The sequence below is a fragment of the Kribbella rubisoli genome (assembly GCF_004217145.1).
GTDB lineage: Bacteria > Actinomycetota > Actinomycetes > Propionibacteriales > Kribbellaceae > Kribbella > Kribbella rubisoli.
This window is the reverse complement of sequence record NZ_SHKR01000017.1, coordinates 114,090-130,281: the sequence shown is the minus strand read 5'-3', so window position 1 is coordinate 130,281 and position 16,192 is coordinate 114,090. Positions and strand designations below refer to the sequence as shown.

Here is a 16,192-nt window from a genome sequence, read left to right as displayed (position 1 = left end):
GACCGAACCCATACGAAAGGCACCCACTACATGTGCGGAATCGTCGGGTACGTCGGCACCAAGCCGGCCGCGCCCATCCTGGTGGACGGACTGGCCCGCCTCGAGTACCGGGGCTACGACTCGGCGGGTGTCGCCGTACTGGGGTCCAGCGAGCTGAAGGTGCACAAGGACGCCGGCCGCGTCCGTGAGCTGGAGGCGTCGCTGCCGAAGCGGTTCGGCGGCAAGCTCGGCATCGGCCACACCCGGTGGGCGACGCACGGCGGTCCGAGCAAGGACAACGCGCACCCGCATGCCAGCGGCAACGAGCGGATCGCCGTCGTACACAACGGCATCTTCGACAACGCCGGCGCGCTGCGCACCCAGCTCGAGGACGCGGGCGTCAAGCTGCGCTCCGAGACCGACACCGAGGTTCTCGCGCACCTGATCGAGCAGTCCGATGGCGCCACCCTCGAGGAGAAGGTGATGGCCGCGCTGCGCCGGATCGAGGGCACGTACGGCATCGCCGTCATCGACCTCGACTTCCCGGACCGGATCGTGGTCGCCCGCAACGGCAGCCCGCTGATCCTCGGCATCGGCGACGGCGAGATGCACGTCGCCTCCGACGCGGCCGCGCTGATCCGCTACACCCGCCAGGTCGTGTACCTGGACGACGGCGAGATGGCGACCGTCCGCGCCGACGGGTACCGCACGTTCACGCAGGACGCCGCGCCGACCACCAAGACCGCGAAGACGGTCGAGTGGGAAGCCGACGAGTACGAGCGCGGCCTGCACGAGCACTTCATGATGAAGGAGATCCACGAGCAGCCGGACGCGGTCGGCCGGGCCATCCGCGGTCGCCTCGACGAGCGGTTCCACACCGTGCACCTCGGCGGCCTGAACATGGACGCCCGCGAGGCGCGCGAGATCAAGCGGGTCAAGATCCTCGGCTGCGGTTCGGCGTACTACGCGGGTCAGATGGGCGCGCAGTTCATCGAGGAGGTCGCGCGGATCCCCGCCGATGCCGAGCCGGCGTCGGAGTTCCGCTACCGCAACCCGGTCGTCGAGCGGGACACGCTGTACGTCGCCGTGTCGCAGTCCGGCGAAACGCTGGACACCCTCGTCGCGGTGCAGGAGCTGAAGCGCAAGGGCGGTCGGGTGATCGGCCTGGTGAACGCGGTCGGCTCGAGCATCGCCCGCGAGGTCGACGGCGGTGTGTACCTGCACGCCGGCCCGGAGGTCTCGGTCGCGTCGACGAAGGCGCTGACGAACATGGCGGTCGGGTTCGCGATGCTCGGCATCCACCTCGGCCGGATCCGCGACGTCTCCCCCGCCGACGGTCGCCGGCTGATCGACGGCCTGAAGAAGCTGCCCGAGGACATCGCCGCGATCGTCGCGCAGGAAGAGGAACTGGCCAAGATCGCCGGCCGGCTCGCCAAGCACGAATCGCTGTTCTTCGTCGGCCGGACCCGCGGATACCCGGTCGCACGGGAGGGCGCGCAGAAGCTGAAGGAGATCTCGTACCGGCACGCCGAGGCGTACCAGACGTCCGAGCTGAAGCACGGTCCGCTCGCGCTGATCTCCCCGGACGTGCCGACCGTCGCGATCGTCCCGGACGACGAGCTGCTCGACCGCAACATCGGCGCGCTGCACGAGATCGGCGCCCGGTCGGGCCCGCTCTACGTCGTCACGCACCCGGGCGTCGAGGTCCCGGACGGGGTCGCCGCGAAGATCGTGGTCCCGAAGAACGAGCACGAGCTGGACCCGATCCTGCTGACGATCCCGCTGCAGATCATCGCGTACTACGCGGCGGTTGCCCTCGGCCACGACGTGGACAAGCCCCGCAACCTGGCGAAGTCCGTCACCGTCGAGTAGCCCTGGATCCCCAGGCCATCACAACTGCAACATCACGACCCCCGCCACGCTCAGCGCGGCGGGGGTCTGTGCGTTGTGATGGCCTGGGGATCCGCACTCGCCCGCCAGGACTCCTGGGCGGACGAGCGCAGCCGCCCGTCAGAGCTGCTGGCCTGGTTGGGCGGCACGGCGGGTGGCGGCCACGCCGGTTCGCTCGGCGTCGGTGGTCTGCAGGACACCCGCGCCACCGGTGCCCGGCCTGGACAGGCCGCCGAGCGCGCGGTCGACGGCACTCGCCGCCTCGGCTCGTCGGTCCGCCTCGTTGAGCGCGCCGGCGAACTGCTGGCCGGAGCCCGCGGCCGCGGGCCGCCCGCGCTCGGCGCCCGTTCCGCGGTACGGGTGGAGGCCGAACTCGTTGACGAAGCGTTTGCAGACCTCGACCCCGCGGACGGAGTTGCCGGTCGGGTCCAGGCGGGGCGAGTACGTCACCACCGCCAGACCCTCCGACGGCACCACCATCATCACGTTGCCTGACACACCGCTCTTGGCCGGCAACCCGACCTGGTCGGAGAACTCCCCGGAGCCGTCGTACATCCCGCTGTGCCCCATCACGGCCAGCACCCGTCCAGCGGTCTCCGGCGAGAACACACGTTCACCGCTCGGCGCAACTCCGCCGTTCGCGAGTGTGGCGCCGGCCCTGGCCAGCAGCTCGGCGTTCAGGTTGAGCGAACAGATCATCGTGTAGAACTCGACGGCGTCCTCCGGGGCACGCCGATCGTTCGGCCGGGCGCCTCTCAGCTTGTTCGCCTGCATCAGGCCGTTCGCGAACCTGACGTTCCCGAATCCGGTGTCGCGCTCAGCCAGGAACGTTGCGCCATGCAGCTCCGGGCGCTTGCCTGTCATCGCGGCCCAGGTGTCCCGGACGGTGGTGAACCGGGCCGACTGGTCCTGGCCGGTATCAACCAGCGCGAGGGTACCGATCGCTCCCGCGTTGATCATCGGGTTGCGCGGCCTGCCGTCCCGTCCCAGCGACAGGTTGGGGTCGTTGAAGGGACCACCGCTCTGCTCCTGGCCGACCCAGCGATGCACTTCCTCCGGCCCGAGCTGTTCGAGCGCGATCGCATAGTTGAACGGCTTCGACGTCGACTGGACGCTGAACTCGTCCGTCGTGTCACCGATCGAGAACACCTGGCCGTCGGCCGTGCAGATCGCGATCCCGAACTTCTCCGGATCGGCGTCCCGCAGCGTCGGGATGTAGTCGGCGACGTGCCCGTCCCGGTTCGGCAGCAGGTCGGCGTACATCGCCTCGATGCTCCGCGCGTACTCCCGGAACTCCTCCGGCGAGACCGCCAACTGACCGGCCAGGGCGCGGTACACCACCCCGTCGCCGTGCTGGGCGATCTCGGCGTACTGCCGGAAGTCGATCTCCACAGGCTGGATGTCGATCCTGATCTCACGGCCGTCTTCACCACGGACGTCGGCGAGCGCGGCCCGGACCCGTGGATCCGTTGGCTGGATCCCGGCCTGTCCCAGCGAGCTCAGCAGTTCCCAGGCCCAGACCCGGCCGTTGTCGTCCTTGTCCACCGACGTGAACGTCCGCAGGAGCTCGGACTCCGACACATCCATCGCGACTTCCTTCCCCAGGGCAGATGTGGGCACACGACGACGCTGTCGGCGGGCAGCAGCCTGTCTCTTTCGTGTTTCCGCGCAGGTCACCTGGTGTTACGGGAACGTCAATCCGCGCTCTTGTTGGACAAGTTGACGACTTGTACGATCACTTGTCATGGATCGCATCCGCCAGGTGAAGCTCTCGTCCGTGGTTCTTCCGCTCGACCAGCCGATCAGCGACGCGAAGGTGCTGACCGGGCGGCAGCGGCCGATGACCGAGATCGTGTTCCTGTTCGCGGAGATCGCGACCGAGCAGGAGCAGCACGGGATCGGGTTCAGCTACTCCAAGCGCGCCGGCGGCCCGGCGCAGTACGCGCATGCGAAGGAGATCGCGGCCGGTCTGATCGGCGAGGACCCGTCGGATATCGGCAAGGTGTACGACAAGCTGCTCTGGGCCGGCGCGTCGGTCGGCCGGTCCGGGGTCGCGACGCAGGCGATCGCGGCGATCGACATCGCGCTCTGGGACCTCAAGGCGAAGCGGGCCGACCTCCCGCTGGCCAAGCTGCTCGGCGCTCATCGGGACTCGGTCCGCGCATACAACACCTCCGGCGGCTTCCTGCAGGCGCCGATCGAGGAGGTGAAAGAACGCGCCTCGAAATCGCTTGCTGACGGCATCGGCGGGATCAAGATCAAGGTCGGGCAGCCCGATGCCCGGATCGATCTCGAACGGGTCAGCGCCGTCCGCGAGCACCTGGGCGACGATGTACCGCTGATGGTCGATGCGAACCAGCAATGGGACCGCCCGACAGCGCTGCGTTTCGGCCGCGTGCTCGAGCAGTTCAACCTGGTGTGGATCGAGGAGCCGCTCGATGCGTATGACGCCGTGGGCCATGCGGAGCTTGCCGCAGCGTTGGACACCCCGATCGCGACCGGTGAGATGTTGTCGAGCGTCGGCGAGCACGTCCGGCTGATCGAGGCGCGGGCCGCCGACGTCATCCAGCCGGACGCACCGCGGATCGGTGGCATCACGCCGTTCCTCAAGTTGGCGATGCTTGCCGATCACAATGGTCTTCAGCTGGCTCCGCACTTCGCGATGGAAATCCACCTGCACCTCGCGGCCGCTTATCCGCGCGAACCGTGGGTCGAGCATTTCGAGTGGCTGAACCCCTTGTTCAACGAGCGTCTGGAGACGGTCGACGGCCGCATGCTCGTGCCGGACCGGCCGGGCCTCGGCTTCACGACCAGCGAGCAGTGCGCGCGCTGGACGGTCGACAGTTGCGAGTTCGGCCGATGAGCGGTTTGGCATACCAAATCGTTGAGGAGCTGAAGCAACGAATTCTGAGCGGGGAGATCGCACCCGGCGAGAAGCTGCCGGGTGAGAACAGCCTGGTCGAGGAGTTCGGCGTCAGCCGCACCGTCGTACGCGAAGCCGTCTCCCGGCTGCAGGCGGCCGGGCTCGTGGAGACGTTCCAGGGCCGCGGCTCGTTCGTGCTGGAGGTTCCGGAGCGTACGTCGGGACTGCGCGAGGTGCGCTCGCATCGGGACGTGCTGGAGCTGATGGACTTCCGTGTCGGCGTGGAGAGTGAGGCCGCCGGGCTGGCCGCGGGCCGACGGACGGTATACCAACTGAAGGGGATCGAGCGAGCACTGGACGAGTACCGGCGAATCGGGGACGATCCGGCCCGGTCGGTGGAGGCTGACTTCGCGTTCCACCTGAAGGTAGCGGTTGCTTCAGGCAACCGGTTCTACTCCGACCTGATCGCGGACCTCGGCCCGATGATGATCATGCTGCCGCGAACCCGGCTCGACCCGGCCTACGAGATGTCCGACCCCGACCATCTGACCCGGGTAATCCACGAGCACGAGAACATCCACGCGGCGATCAAACACGCCGACCCCGAGTCGGCACGCGCGGCGATGCGGGTACACCTCTCGAGCACGCGCCACCGACTGCAGACCCACCACCCCGAGTAGCACCGCCGGCCACCGACCCACCAAACCCGCAGCGCTCGGCTGCAGGCCCGCCAGTGTGGATGGCGGTCGTCGTCCGTGGCTACCAGCGGGCGGTGTTTGGGGTGAAGGCCGGGTGGAAGGTCCGCATGTACGTCGTGTCGTCGCGCTTGCGGATGCCGCAGCGGAGGTACTGCTCGTGCAACTCCCCTAGCGCATCGTCGTCCAGCTCGACGCCGAGCCCGGGTCCGCTGGGGACCCGCACGCTCCCGGACTCGAACGACAGGACGCCGGGCTTGATGACGTCCTCGGTCTTCCACGGGTAGTGGGTGTCACACGCGTACGTGAGGTTGGGCGTTGCCGCGGCCAGATGTGTCATCGCGGCCAAGCTGATGCCGAGGTGCGAGTTGGAGTGCATGGACAGCCCCAGGCCGAACATGCCGCAGATCCCGCCCAGGAGCTGCGACCGCCTCAATCCACCCCAGTAGTGATGGTCCGACAACACGACCTGCACGGCATCCGCGAGGACGGCCGGCTTGAGATGGGCGAACGCGACGACGCACATGTTCGTCGCCAGCGGGATCTCGGTATGCTGCGCGACCTCCGCCATCCCGTCGATCCCCGGCGTCGGATCCTCGAGGTACTCCAAAATCCCGGACAGCTCACGCGCGAGCCGGATCGAGGTGTCCACGGTCCACGCGCAGTTCGGATCGATCCGCAGCTTGTGTTCCGGGAACGCCGCGGCCAGCGCGCGGACGGCCTCGGCTTCCTGTTCGGGAGGGAACACGCCGCCCTTCAGCTTGATCGCCGTGAAGCCGTACTGCTCGATCATCGTTCGCGCCTGCCGCATGATCCCGTCCGGATCGAGCGCCTCAGCCCACGAGTCCGGCTCCTGCCCGGGACGCCCCGGATGGCCGGCCCACTTGTAGAACAGGTATGCGCTGAACGAGACCTCGTCCCGTACCGCGCCGCCGAGCAGGTCTACCACAGGCCGGCCCAACTGCTTGCCCTGGGCATCGAGCAGGGCGACCTCGAATGGGGACATCACCACATCAACGGGGTCTTGGTGGTTTGGTATACCACCAGGCGCGAGCACGGTGCTGACCCGCCGGCGGAGACCGTTCAGGTCGAACACGTCCAGCCCGGGCAGTACGTCGGCGACAGCCTGCAACCGTGCCAGGTGGTCGTCGGAGGCGTACGTCTCGCCCAGCCCGACCAGCCCGTCGTCCGTCCACATCTGCACGATCGTCCGCAGTGCGAACGGTTCGTGCACCCCCGATACGTTGAGCAGCGGCGGATCCGCGAACGCGACCGGTGTCAGTTCGATCCGCGCAACCGTGCTCATCGGACGAGCCTAGGAACGCTGATCATGCGTGTCCAAGGCCGATAGGGCATCGAGTGATACCTTTCGGGAATCATGTTCTCGCTCGATCAACTGAGCGCCTTCGTCGCCGTCGCCGAGGAACTGCACTTCGGCCGGGCCGCGGAACGGCTGAACATGACTCAGCCGCCGCTGAGCCGGCAGGTGCAGAAGCTCGAACGCGCCGTCGGGGCCCGATTGCTCGAACGCGACAATCGCAAGGTTGAGCTCACCGAGGCCGGCCAGGCGTTCCTGGTCGAGGCTCGCCGGCTACTTGCGCTGGTCGAGACCGCGGGCGATCTCGCGCGGCGCGTCGACCAGGGTGCAGCGGGGACGCTACGCCTCGGCTTCACCGCGACGTCGGCGATTCGTACGCTCGGTCCGCTCCTGCGCCGGATGTCCGAGGAACTGCCGGACGTCGACGTGATCCTGCACGAGCGAGTGACACCCGCTCAGCTCGACGGCCTGCTGCGTGGCGAACTCGATCTCGGTCTGGGACGGCCGCCGTTCGACACCGACGTACTGGACTCGCGAGTGGTATACCGCGAGCCGCTGTGTGCCGTTGTCCCCGGCAACCATCGACTGGCGGCGCTCGGGCGACCGTTGTCTGCGGGCGACTTCGCGGGTGAGCAGGTGATCAGTTATTCGCCGACGCAGGCCCGGTACTTCCACGAGCTGACGGTCCGGTTCCTCGCCGAGTCGCATCCGCGGATCGAACAGCGGGTGCAGCAGATCCTCACAGTGATCCTGCTGGTCGCGGCCGGCCGCGGCGTCGCGCTCGTCCCGGCGTCGGCCCGCAGCCTCGGCGTGGAGGGCGTTGCGTACTGCGACCTCGACCTCGATGGCACCGGTGCCGGCGACCCGGTCGAACTGCACGCGATCTGGCGGCGGGACGCGACCAGTCCGGTGCTGCGACGGGTGCTCACGATGCTCCCAGAGCATCACTAGATCCAAAATCGATCTTGGACAGGTATCCACGACTCTTCCTACGCTGGCGAGTGTGACCGACAATTCCCCCCGCTACTCCCCCAGCGAACTCGCCGCGCAGCTGAAGACCGGGCTGCTCTCGTTCCCCGTGACGCATTTCCACCCGGATCTGAGCTTCAACGAGGCCGCGTACCGCGAGCACCTGTCCTGGCTTAGCCAGTACGACGTCGCGGGTCTGTTCGCCGCGGGCGGTACCGGCGAGGGCTTCTCGCTGACGACAGCCGAGATCGACACAGTCGTACGAGCGGCCGTGTCCGAGGTGAACGGCCGGGTTCCGGTGATCGCCCCGGCGACCGGCGGTACGGCGACGGCGATCGCCGGAGCACAGGCTGCCGAGGCTGCTGGAGCCGATGGGATCCTGCTGCTTCCGCCCTACCTGACCGAGGCGGGGCAGCGCGGTCTGATCGAGCACGTGTCGGCGGTATGCCAAAGCACCAGCCTCGGCGTGACCGTGTACAGCCGCGCGAACGCGATTCTGAACGACGCGTCGGTCGCTCAGCTCGTAGAGCGGAATCCGAATCTGGTCTGCCTCAAGGACGGCGTCGGCAACATCGAGATGATGACGCGGACGTACGCGCGGGTGGGCGAGCGGCTCACGTACATCGGCGGCCTGCCGACGGCCGAGACGTTCGCGCTGCCGCTGCTGCAGCTCGGGTACAGCACGTACTCGTCGGCGATCTTCAACTTCGTGCCCGAGTTCGCGCTCAGCTTCTACGCGGACGTGGTCGCGCAGGACCGTACTTCGGTATACCAAAAGCTCAACGAGTTCGTCCTGCCCTACTTGGACATCCGCGACCGGACGAAGGGGTATGCCGTTTCGATCGTGAAGGCCGGCGTGAACGCGATCGGGCGGTCGGCGGGGCCGGTGCGGCCGCCGTTGCAGGACCTGACCGACGACGAGCTCGCGCAGCTGACCGAGTTGATCGGGAAGGTCAAATGACTCCGACCGTTGTGTCCGTCGAGGTCGTGCCGGTCGCCGGCCACGACAGCATGCTGCTCAACCTCAGCGGTGCGCACGGGCCGTTCTTCACGCGCAACGTTGTGATCGTGACGGACAGCTCGGGAAACACAGGCCTGGGCGAGGTACCGGGCGGGGAGAAGATCGCGTCCACCATCCGCGACGCGGCGCCCCTGCTGGTCGGCCACCAGCTCAGCCACCATCGGAGCTTGCTCCGCTCCATCTCGACCACATTCGCGGGCCGGGACAGCGATGGGCGCGGACTACAGACCTTCGACCTGCGCACGACGGTTCACGCGGTCACCGGGCTCGAGTCTGCGCTGTTGGATCTGCTTGGCCAGCACCTTGGTATACCAATCGCCGAGCTGCTTGGTGACGGGCAGCAACGCACCGCTGTCCCAGTGCTGGGCTATTTGTTCTACGTAGGCGATTCAGCCCAAACCGACCTGCCCTATCAGACGGAGGACGGCGACGGAGGCGGCCGTGGCAAGTGGACGCAGCTGAGGCGTCGGCCGGCACTCACCCAAGAGGATGTCGTTGCCTTGGCGGAGGCTGCTCAGGAGCGGTACGGGTTTGCGGACTTCAAGTTGAAGGGCGGCGTGTTCGACGCCCAGGTTGAGATCGACGCGGTGCGGGCGCTGCACGAACGGTTCCCGGCGGCACGGATCACGGTTGACCCGAACGGCGCGTGGTCCGTCCGCGAAGCTATCGCAGTCTGCTCGGGGCTGGACGACGTACTCGCGTATGTCGAAGACCCGTGCGGTGCTGAGCCTGGGTTCTCCGGGCGGGAGACGATGGCCGAGTTCAAGCGGTATACCGGATTGCGGACGGCGACCAACATGATCGCGACCGACTGGCGCGAACTGGCGCACGCGATCCGGATGGACGCGGTCGACATCCCGCTGGCCGACCCGCATTTCTGGACGATGGCCGGATCGGTGCGGGTCGCGCAGCTCTGCAACGACTTCGGCCTGACCTGGGGTTCGCACTCGAACAACCACTTCGACATCTCGCTCGCGATGTTCACGCAGGTCGGAGCCGCCGCGCCCGGCGACATCACGGCGCTCGACACGCACTGGATCTGGCAGGACGGTCAGGCCCTCACCAAGGAGCCGTTGCAGATCGTCGGCGGCGAGATCGCCGTACCCACACGTCCCGGCCTGGGCGTCGAGCTGGACCGTGATGCGCTGGACGCGGCGCACGAGCTGTATCTGCAGCATGGGCTCGGCGGACGCAACGACGCGATCGCGATGCAGTACCTCATCGAGGACTGGGAGTTCGACCCGAAAAGGCCCTGTATGGTGCGCTAGATGAGGGTCTTCTTGTCAACGGACATGGAGGGTACGGCGGGCGTCGTCGACTGGAGTCAGTGTCGCGGGCCGGGCCAGGAGTACGACTACTACCGGGGTCAGCTCCAGGCGGAGGTCAACGCCGCGATCGACGGTGCGATGGCTGCGGGCGGTACGGAGTTCCTGGTCAACGACTCGCACTCGACCATGCAGAACCTGCGTCCCGACGAGCTGCACGGTCGCGCGAGCTACCTGTCCGGGAAGCACAAGCCGCTCTACATGATGGAGGGCCTCGACGATTCGTACGACGCGGCGTTCTTCGTCTCGTACCACGGGTCGGCCGGGTCGACTGGTTCCGTACTGCACCACACGTACAACCCGCGCGCGATCGCCGAAGTACGGCTGAACGGCGTCGTCACCGGTGAGGCTGGCATCAACGCGCTGGTAGCGCTCGCGCACGGCGTTCCCGTCGTACTGATCTCGGGCGACCGGGTGACGATCGACGAGGCACAGCCGTTCTGCCCGGACATCGAGTCGGTCGTCGTCAAGGACTCGATCTCGCACAACGCCGCCCTCTCCGTGCATCCGGAGCGGGCCCGGGAGCTCATCCACGACGGCGCCCGGCGTGCGCTGGCGCGGCTGAGCGACATCAGGCCGCCGAGCATCACGCTGCCGGCCGAGCTGACCGTCCGGTTCCACAGCCGGGCGTTCGCCGAACTGGCCTGCGCACTGCGGAACGTCGAACGCCGCGAGGACAAGGTCGTTGCTCTGCGCAACGATGATCCGCTGCAGCTGTACAGGACCTTCATCGCCACCGTGCTGCTGAGCCGCGGAGTGAGTGAGTAACCGGGCGTTCAACTGCTGTTGCGCAGGATAGGTTTTGATCGCAGCTGTCGTCTCGACCGAGGAGCCCGCAATGCGTTGGCACAAGCCGCTTGCCGCAGCAGTTGTCCTGACCGCACTCACCACGACGCTGACCGCGTCGGCCACGGTCCCAAGGCACGACGGCGGCGGTAATGGCGGCAGTGCTTGCTCGCCGGATGCGAACTTCCTCGGGTTCAGCGACGCGCTGGACAAGACGACGTTCGACGGACAACCGGTCGCAGGCCTGTCCGCACTCAACGTCACAGGGCCGCACAGCGCGCTCGCGCTGGTCGACAACGTCGGGACCACGCCGGCCCGCGTGTTCGACCTCAAGGTCAACAGCAAGCCGACCTCGGTCCGCGTCGACGGCATGACGATCCTGACGCGCCCGGACGGTACGCCGTACAACGGTGGCGACTTCGACGGCGAGGGCCTCGTCGTCGAGCGCGGCGACCGCACCATCCTCGCGACCTCGGAGCGTGAGCCGTCGATCCGCCGCTTCCGGCTGTCGGACGGCAAGGAGATCGCGTCGCTGCCGGTCCCGAGCCGGTTCCAGGTCGCGCCGGCCGGCGAGGCGACGAGCAACGCGACGTTCGAGTCGCTCGCGGTCAGCCGCGACGGGCTGTCGTTGTTCGCCGGCATGGAGGGTCCGCTCGCGCCGGACGGCACGGACGCCAACAACCGGACGCGGAACCGGATCATCCGGTACGTCGGTCTGCCGGGGCACCAGTACCGGCCGATCGCGCAGTACGCCTACAAGCCGGACCCGGGCCTCGCGCTGGTCGAGCTGGCGTGGGTGAGCCCGACGGAGCTGGTGTCGATGGAGCGGACGTTCACCGCGGGCGTCGGGAACACGATCCGCGTGTTCACGGTCTCGCTGCGCCGCGCGACCGACGTGACCAAGGTGGCGTCGCTGGCGGATGCGTCGGAGAAGGTCTTCCTGCAGAAGAAGCAGCTGTTCGACCTGGTGAACTGCCCGCCGTCTGGCGCGGTCGCCAAGCAGCCGCAACCGAACCCGCTGCTGGACAACGTCGAGGCGCTCGCGCTGGGCGGATACCTGCCGGGCGGCCGGCGCCAGCTGTACCTCATGTCCGACGACAACAACGGCGCGACCCAGATCACCCGCTTCTACTCGCTGGCCGTCAACCTCCACTGATCGAGGCGGATCCCCAGGCCATCACAATGCGCTCGAGCACGGGTCCCACCGCGGGAGCAAGCGCACGAGTCGGTGATTGTGATGGCCTGGGCATCCGGCCCGCCTACCTGCGCCACTCACCAACGCCGCGACGCGCTGGCGTGATCACGGAGTGTGGGGAACACTGTGTGGATGCGCGTGATCGTGGTCGGGGCGGGCGTGATCGGGCTGAGCTGTGCCATCCGGCTCGCCGAGGGCGGGTACGACGTGGCTGTTTTCGCCCGGGACCTGCCGTTGGAGACGACGTCGTCGGTGGCGGCCGCGATCTGGTACCCGTACCTGTCGGCGCCCGAGGACCGGGTGGCCGGCTGGTCGCGGGCGTCGTACGAGGAGTTCGCGAAGCTGGCGGAGATCGAGCCGTCGGTGCAGTTGCGGCACGGGCGCGAGTTCCTGACCGACCGTACGCCGGATCCGCGGTGGGCCGACGTACTGCCTGATCTGGCCCGGGTGGGGTCGCCGCCGGAGGGTTTCGCGGACGGGTGGTCGTTCACGGCGCCGGTGATCGACATGCCGGCGTACCTGCCGGCGTTGGTGAAGCGGCTCGAGCAAGCGGGCGGAACGTTGACGCGGGCGGCGCTGTCCGCGTTGCCGACCGGGGCCGATCTGGTCGTGAACTGCACCGGGCTCGGTGCGCGACTGACTGCGAGCGACCCGACGGTGACGCCAGTCCGCGGTCAGGTGATGACGGTCGAGCCGTGCGGGCTGACCGAGTGGCTGCTCGCGGATCGCTCGCCGACCGAGCTGACGTACGTCGTACCGCGTGAGCACGACGTGGTCGTTGGTGGGACCAGTCAGCCGGGCGACTGGAACATGGCCGTGGATCCTGCGACCAGCTCGGCAATTCTGGAGCGGGCGGCGGAGCTCGTTCCTCAGCTCCGTAAGGCGAAGATCGTCCGGCAGCGAGTCGGTCTGCGTCCGGCACGGCCGACGATCCGGTGCGAGCTCGTGCGTACGCGGCCCGGCGAGCCTGTGATCCACTGCTACGGGCACGGCGGGTCTGGTGTGACGCTGTCGTGGGGCTGCGCGGACGAGGTCTTCGAACTTGTCCAAGGTCTCTGACCGCTTGGTCATCCTCGACGGTGGTCTGTCGAACGCTCTCGAGGACCGCGGGCACGACCTGTCCGACGCACTGTGGTCGGCGCGGCTGTTGAGGGACGATCCGGCGGAGATCGCGGCGGTTCATCGCGCGTACTACGACGCCGGGGCGATGGTCGCGACGACGGCGAGTTACCAGGCGAGTGTGGTCGGGTTCGAGCGGGCCGGCGTCGGGCGAGCCGAGGCGGAGCGGCTGATCGCGAGCAGCGTGCGGATCGCGCGGGAGGTGCGCGACGAGTTCCCCGGGCGGCTGGTCGCCGCGTCTGCCGGACCGTACGGCGCGATGCTCGCGGACGGCTCGGAGTACCGCGGGAACTACGGCGTTTCAGCTGCGGTCCTACGCGACTTCCACGGGCCGCGCCTCGAACTGCTGATGAGCGCCGGCCCCGACCTGCTCGCGATCGAAACAATCCCGGACACGCAGGAAGCCGAAGTCCTGGTCAGGCTGCTGACCGAGCTGAACTTCCCCGCCTGGTTCTCCTACTCGATCGACGGCGCATTCACGAGGGCCGGCCAACCGCTCGACGAAGCATTCGCAATCCCGGCGATCGACCAGGTGGTTGCCATAGGCATCAACTGCTGCACCCCCATCGACGTGCTGCCTGCCATCCGAACTGCAGTGAGCGCATCCAGCAAGCCCGTCATCGCCTACCCCAACCGCGGCGAGTCGTGGGACCCGGTCGCGCGTGGCTGGGTCGGCGACGGCACAGCCCCAGCGACCTTCGCCCGCGACTGGGCGGCAGCCGGGGCGACATACATCGGCGGCTGCTGCCGGGTCGGACCCGATGACATCCGCGAGCTACACACCAAGTACCTGGCAGAGGAGGTCTAGGGCTCCGGGGTAGGCGTGGTCGGGTGGGGTGCCGTAGCCGACGATTACTGCTTGGCGGGTGGCGGGGGTTGGGTTGAAGTGGTAGGTGGAGAGGCTGGCTAAGCCGAGGCCCTGGCGGGCAGCTCGACTGACTATGTCTTCGGCGTCGGCGGGGACATCGAGGAGGACGTGGAGGCCGGCGGAGATGCCGGCTACCTGGACGTTCGGGGCGCGGACGGCCAGGAGTTCCACCAGGCGGTCGCGGCGGCGACGGTAGTGCAGGCGGGAGCGGCGTACGTGGCGGTCATAGTGGCCGGAGGCAATGAATTCGGCGAGGGTCAACTGCTCGAGCGTCGCGGTCTGGTAGTCCGCGGTGCGCTTCGCGGCGACGACCGGTTCGATCAGGCGTTGCGGCAGGACCATCCACGCCAGTCGCAGGCCGGGCGCGAGGCTCTTGCTCGCCGTACCCGTGTACACGACCCGCTCCGGATCGAGCGCCTGCAGCGCCCCCACCGACTGCCGGTCGTACCGGAACTCGCCGTCGTAGTCGTCCTCGATCAGCACCGCCCCCGTCTCCCGCGCCCACTCCACGGCAGCGGTACGACGCTCTGGCGCGAGCGGCACGCCCGTCGGCATCTGGTGCGCCGGCGTCAGCAACACGCCCTGCCCTGCGAGGTGTGACGTCTGCGCACCCAGCTCGTCCACCGGCACGGGCACCGCGGAGAGCCCCCGCGCCCGGATCACGTCCCGGTGCAACCCGTACCCGAACTCCTCGACCGCGATCGTCGTACCGCCCATGTTCCTGATCGCCTCGCCCAGCAGACTCACCGCCTGCACGTACCCCGAGCAGATCAGCATCCGGTCCGGATCCGCCCGCACCCCGCGGGCCCGCGCGAGGTAGTCCGCGAGCACCCGCCGCAGCTCGATCCGGCCGCGCGGATCTCCCATCCCGAAGGCCTCGTTCGGCGCCGAGGTCAACGCCTTCCGAGCCGCCGCCAGCCACTCCGTCCGCGGGAACGTCGCCACATCAGGTGACCCGGGCCTCAGGTCGTACCGAAATGACCGCTCTTCCGGCAGCACCACAGCCGGCATCGACGGTACGGCGGCACGGCTCGCAACCACCGTCCCGGACCCCTGTCGCGCGGTCAGCCAGCCCTCGGCGACCAGCTGCCCGTACGCGTCCGCGACCGTGTTCCGCGCGATCCCGAGGTCCTTCGCCAGCGACCGGGACGACGGCAGCCGCGTCCCGGCCGGCAGCCGCCCCGTCCGGATCGACTCGTGCAAGGCGTCGACGAGCTCGTTGCGACCCCGCGCCGCGGCCAGATCCAGATGCAGATCCGCCCCGGCGACGCCGGTATCAACCCCCTGATCCCCCGAGGTCTCCATGAAACCGGACCTTATCGCGCCTCACGCCGCGACCAGTTCCTCGCTGATCTTCCAGAGCCGGGACGCGGCCGCCTCGTCGTAGCTGCGCGCCGAGGATCTGGTGGGTCTGCCGTTGGTGAAGAATCCGCCCGTCACCCGGTTGAGCGCAGGCGCCGATGACAGGTGGATCGAAGTCATCGCGCCCTTGGCCGCGGACCGCATGAACGGCCGCAGGAACGGGACCAGCACCCGGTGTACGCCGCTGGGGTCCTCAGCGCCGAACGACGTACTCACGACACCGGGGTGCAGCGCGTTGGCCGTGATGCGCCCAGATCCCACTCGCCTGGCGAGCTCGTAGCTGAACAGGAGGTTGGCGAGTTTGGACTGGCTGTAGGCGGCCGCACCGGAGTACGAGCGCTCTCCCTGGAGATCGCCGAAATCGATCCGTCCGCTGGCCTGTGCATTCGACGACACCGTGACCACACGCGCCGGCGCGCTCTCCTCGAGCCGGTCGAGGAGCAGCTGAGTGAGCAGGAACGGCGCGAGGTGGTTCACTGCGAACGTCCGCTCGAGGCCATCGGCGGTGACGTGCCGCGTGTCCCAGTACCCGCCGACGTTGTTGACCAGTACGTCGATCCGGGGAAGCTTCGCGAGTACGTCGGCGGCCAAGCGACGTACCTCCGCCTGGGACGACAGCTCGGCGACGAACACGTCCACCTGGGCACCGGACGCGGCCCGGATCTCGGCCGCGGCCGACTCGGCCCGCGCCCGGTCGCGGCCGGTGATCGCGACGTGGGCGCCGAGGACGGCGAGGCCGGTGGCGGTCGCCTTCCCGATGCCGCCGCTGCCGCCGGTGACCAGGACCGTCCGCCCGGTCATC

General features: G+C 68.4%; 14 protein-coding genes. 10 read left to right on the top strand and 4 right to left on the bottom strand.

The genetic code is table 11. The features are described from left to right. The first annotated feature begins 30 nt into the window (after window positions 1-30). Window positions 31-1,851: a glutamine--fructose-6-phosphate transaminase (isomerizing) gene (glmS, locus tag EV645_RS36150; RefSeq protein WP_130448760.1), complete on the top strand. Its 1,821-nt coding sequence runs from the start codon at window positions 31-33 to the stop codon at window positions 1,849-1,851. Window positions 1,852-1,989: 138 nt separating this feature from the next. On the opposite strand, the gene glsA is transcribed toward glmS, so the two are convergent. Next, the gene (glsA, locus tag EV645_RS36145) at window positions 1,990-3,456 is read right to left on the bottom strand and encodes a glutaminase A (RefSeq protein WP_130448758.1); all 1,467 of its coding nucleotides are present in this window, start codon (window positions 3,454-3,456) and stop codon (window positions 1,990-1,992) included. Between the two features lie 157 nt (window positions 3,457-3,613). Here glsA and EV645_RS36140 point away from each other — a divergent pair, with 157 nt between their 5' ends. After that, entirely contained in the window at window positions 3,614-4,732 is a 1,119-nt protein-coding gene (locus EV645_RS36140) for an L-talarate/galactarate dehydratase (RefSeq protein WP_130448756.1), read from the top strand. Next, on the top strand, window positions 4,729-5,412 hold the full coding sequence (locus EV645_RS36135; protein ID WP_130448754.1) for a FadR/GntR family transcriptional regulator: 684 nt from the start codon (window positions 4,729-4,731) through the stop codon (window positions 5,410-5,412). The genes EV645_RS36140 and EV645_RS36135 overlap by 4 nt, the downstream gene beginning before the upstream one ends. A gap of 79 nt (window positions 5,413-5,491) precedes the next feature. Here the strand turns inward: EV645_RS36135 and EV645_RS36130 are convergent, their stop codons facing one another. Beyond that, window positions 5,492-6,733, bottom strand: a complete 1,242-nt coding sequence (locus EV645_RS36130) for a glucarate dehydratase family protein (RefSeq protein WP_130448752.1) — start codon at window positions 6,731-6,733, stop codon at window positions 5,492-5,494. A gap of 72 nt (window positions 6,734-6,805) precedes the next feature. On the opposite strand from EV645_RS36130, the gene EV645_RS36125 reads away from it, so the two are divergent. From EV645_RS36125 to mmuM, 7 genes are all read left to right on the top strand, one after another. Beyond that, window positions 6,806-7,696, top strand: a complete 891-nt coding sequence (locus EV645_RS36125; RefSeq protein ID WP_130448750.1) for a LysR family transcriptional regulator — start codon at window positions 6,806-6,808, stop codon at window positions 7,694-7,696. Window positions 7,697-7,748: 52 nt separating this feature from the next. Next, window positions 7,749-8,675 carry a 5-dehydro-4-deoxyglucarate dehydratase gene (kdgD, locus tag EV645_RS36120; RefSeq protein WP_242000877.1) on the top strand — a complete coding sequence of 309 codons (927 nt, stop codon included), beginning with the start codon at window positions 7,749-7,751 and terminating at the stop codon, window positions 8,673-8,675. Next, complete coding sequence (locus tag EV645_RS36115; RefSeq protein ID WP_130448746.1) at window positions 8,672-10,003, top strand: enolase C-terminal domain-like protein; 1,332 nt, start codon at window positions 8,672-8,674, stop codon at window positions 10,001-10,003. Before kdgD ends, EV645_RS36115 begins: the two co-directional genes overlap by 4 nt. Then, the gene (locus EV645_RS36110) at window positions 10,004-10,828 is read left to right on the top strand and encodes a M55 family metallopeptidase (RefSeq protein WP_130448744.1); all 825 of its coding nucleotides are present in this window, start codon (window positions 10,004-10,006) and stop codon (window positions 10,826-10,828) included. Window positions 10,829-10,898: 70 nt separating this feature from the next. Beyond that, the gene (locus EV645_RS36105) at window positions 10,899-12,002 is read left to right on the top strand and encodes an esterase-like activity of phytase family protein (RefSeq protein ID WP_130448742.1); all 1,104 of its coding nucleotides are present in this window, start codon (window positions 10,899-10,901) and stop codon (window positions 12,000-12,002) included. A gap of 171 nt (window positions 12,003-12,173) precedes the next feature. Continuing rightward, complete coding sequence (locus tag EV645_RS36100) at window positions 12,174-13,100, top strand: FAD-dependent oxidoreductase (RefSeq protein WP_130448740.1); 927 nt, start codon at window positions 12,174-12,176, stop codon at window positions 13,098-13,100. After that, a complete protein-coding gene (mmuM, locus tag EV645_RS36095) occupies window positions 13,084-13,968 on the top strand; it encodes a homocysteine S-methyltransferase (protein ID WP_242000876.1) in 885 nt (294 codons plus the stop codon). Before EV645_RS36100 ends, mmuM begins: the two co-directional genes overlap by 17 nt. Here mmuM and pdxR read toward each other — a convergent pair. Both pdxR and EV645_RS36085 read right to left on the bottom strand, forming a co-directional pair. Continuing rightward, window positions 13,936-15,333 (bottom strand): MocR-like pyridoxine biosynthesis transcription factor PdxR, encoded by a 1,398-nt coding sequence (gene pdxR, locus EV645_RS36090; RefSeq protein WP_130448738.1) that lies wholly within the window; start codon window positions 15,331-15,333, stop codon window positions 13,936-13,938. The two genes, mmuM and pdxR, sit on opposite strands and share 33 nt — an antisense overlap. 21 nt (window positions 15,334-15,354) lie before the next feature. Next, window positions 15,355-16,191: an SDR family oxidoreductase gene (locus EV645_RS36085; RefSeq protein WP_130448736.1), complete on the bottom strand. Its 837-nt coding sequence runs from the start codon at window positions 16,189-16,191 to the stop codon at window positions 15,355-15,357. Window position 16,192: the final 1 nt, after the last annotated feature.

Coding starts and splice junctions, on each gene's coding strand:
- EV645_RS36105 (WP_130448742.1), top strand. CDS start 10,899: ATGCGTTGGCACAAGCCGCTTGCCGCAGCAGTTGTCCTGACCGCACTC.
- EV645_RS36110 (WP_130448744.1), top strand. CDS start 10,004: ATGAGGGTCTTCTTGTCAACGGACATGGAGGGTACGGCGGGCGTCGTC.
- EV645_RS36130 (WP_130448752.1), bottom strand. CDS start 6,733: ATGAGCACGGTTGCGCGGATCGAACTGACACCGGTCGCGTTCGCGGAT.
- EV645_RS36135 (WP_130448754.1), top strand. CDS start 4,729: ATGAGCGGTTTGGCATACCAAATCGTTGAGGAGCTGAAGCAACGAATT.
- glmS (WP_130448760.1), top strand. CDS start 31: ATGTGCGGAATCGTCGGGTACGTCGGCACCAAGCCGGCCGCGCCCATC.
- pdxR (WP_130448738.1), bottom strand. CDS start 15,333: ATGGAGACCTCGGGGGATCAGGGGGTTGATACCGGCGTCGCCGGGGCG.
- glsA (WP_130448758.1), bottom strand. CDS start 3,456: ATGGATGTGTCGGAGTCCGAGCTCCTGCGGACGTTCACGTCGGTGGAC.
- EV645_RS36085 (WP_130448736.1), bottom strand. CDS start 16,191: ATGACCGGGCGGACGGTCCTGGTCACCGGCGGCAGCGGCGGCATCGGG.
- EV645_RS36125 (WP_130448750.1), top strand. CDS start 6,806: ATGTTCTCGCTCGATCAACTGAGCGCCTTCGTCGCCGTCGCCGAGGAA.
- EV645_RS36115 (WP_130448746.1), top strand. CDS start 8,672: ATGACTCCGACCGTTGTGTCCGTCGAGGTCGTGCCGGTCGCCGGCCAC.
- EV645_RS36100 (WP_130448740.1), top strand. CDS start 12,174: ATGCGCGTGATCGTGGTCGGGGCGGGCGTGATCGGGCTGAGCTGTGCC.
- EV645_RS36140 (WP_130448756.1), top strand. CDS start 3,614: ATGGATCGCATCCGCCAGGTGAAGCTCTCGTCCGTGGTTCTTCCGCTC.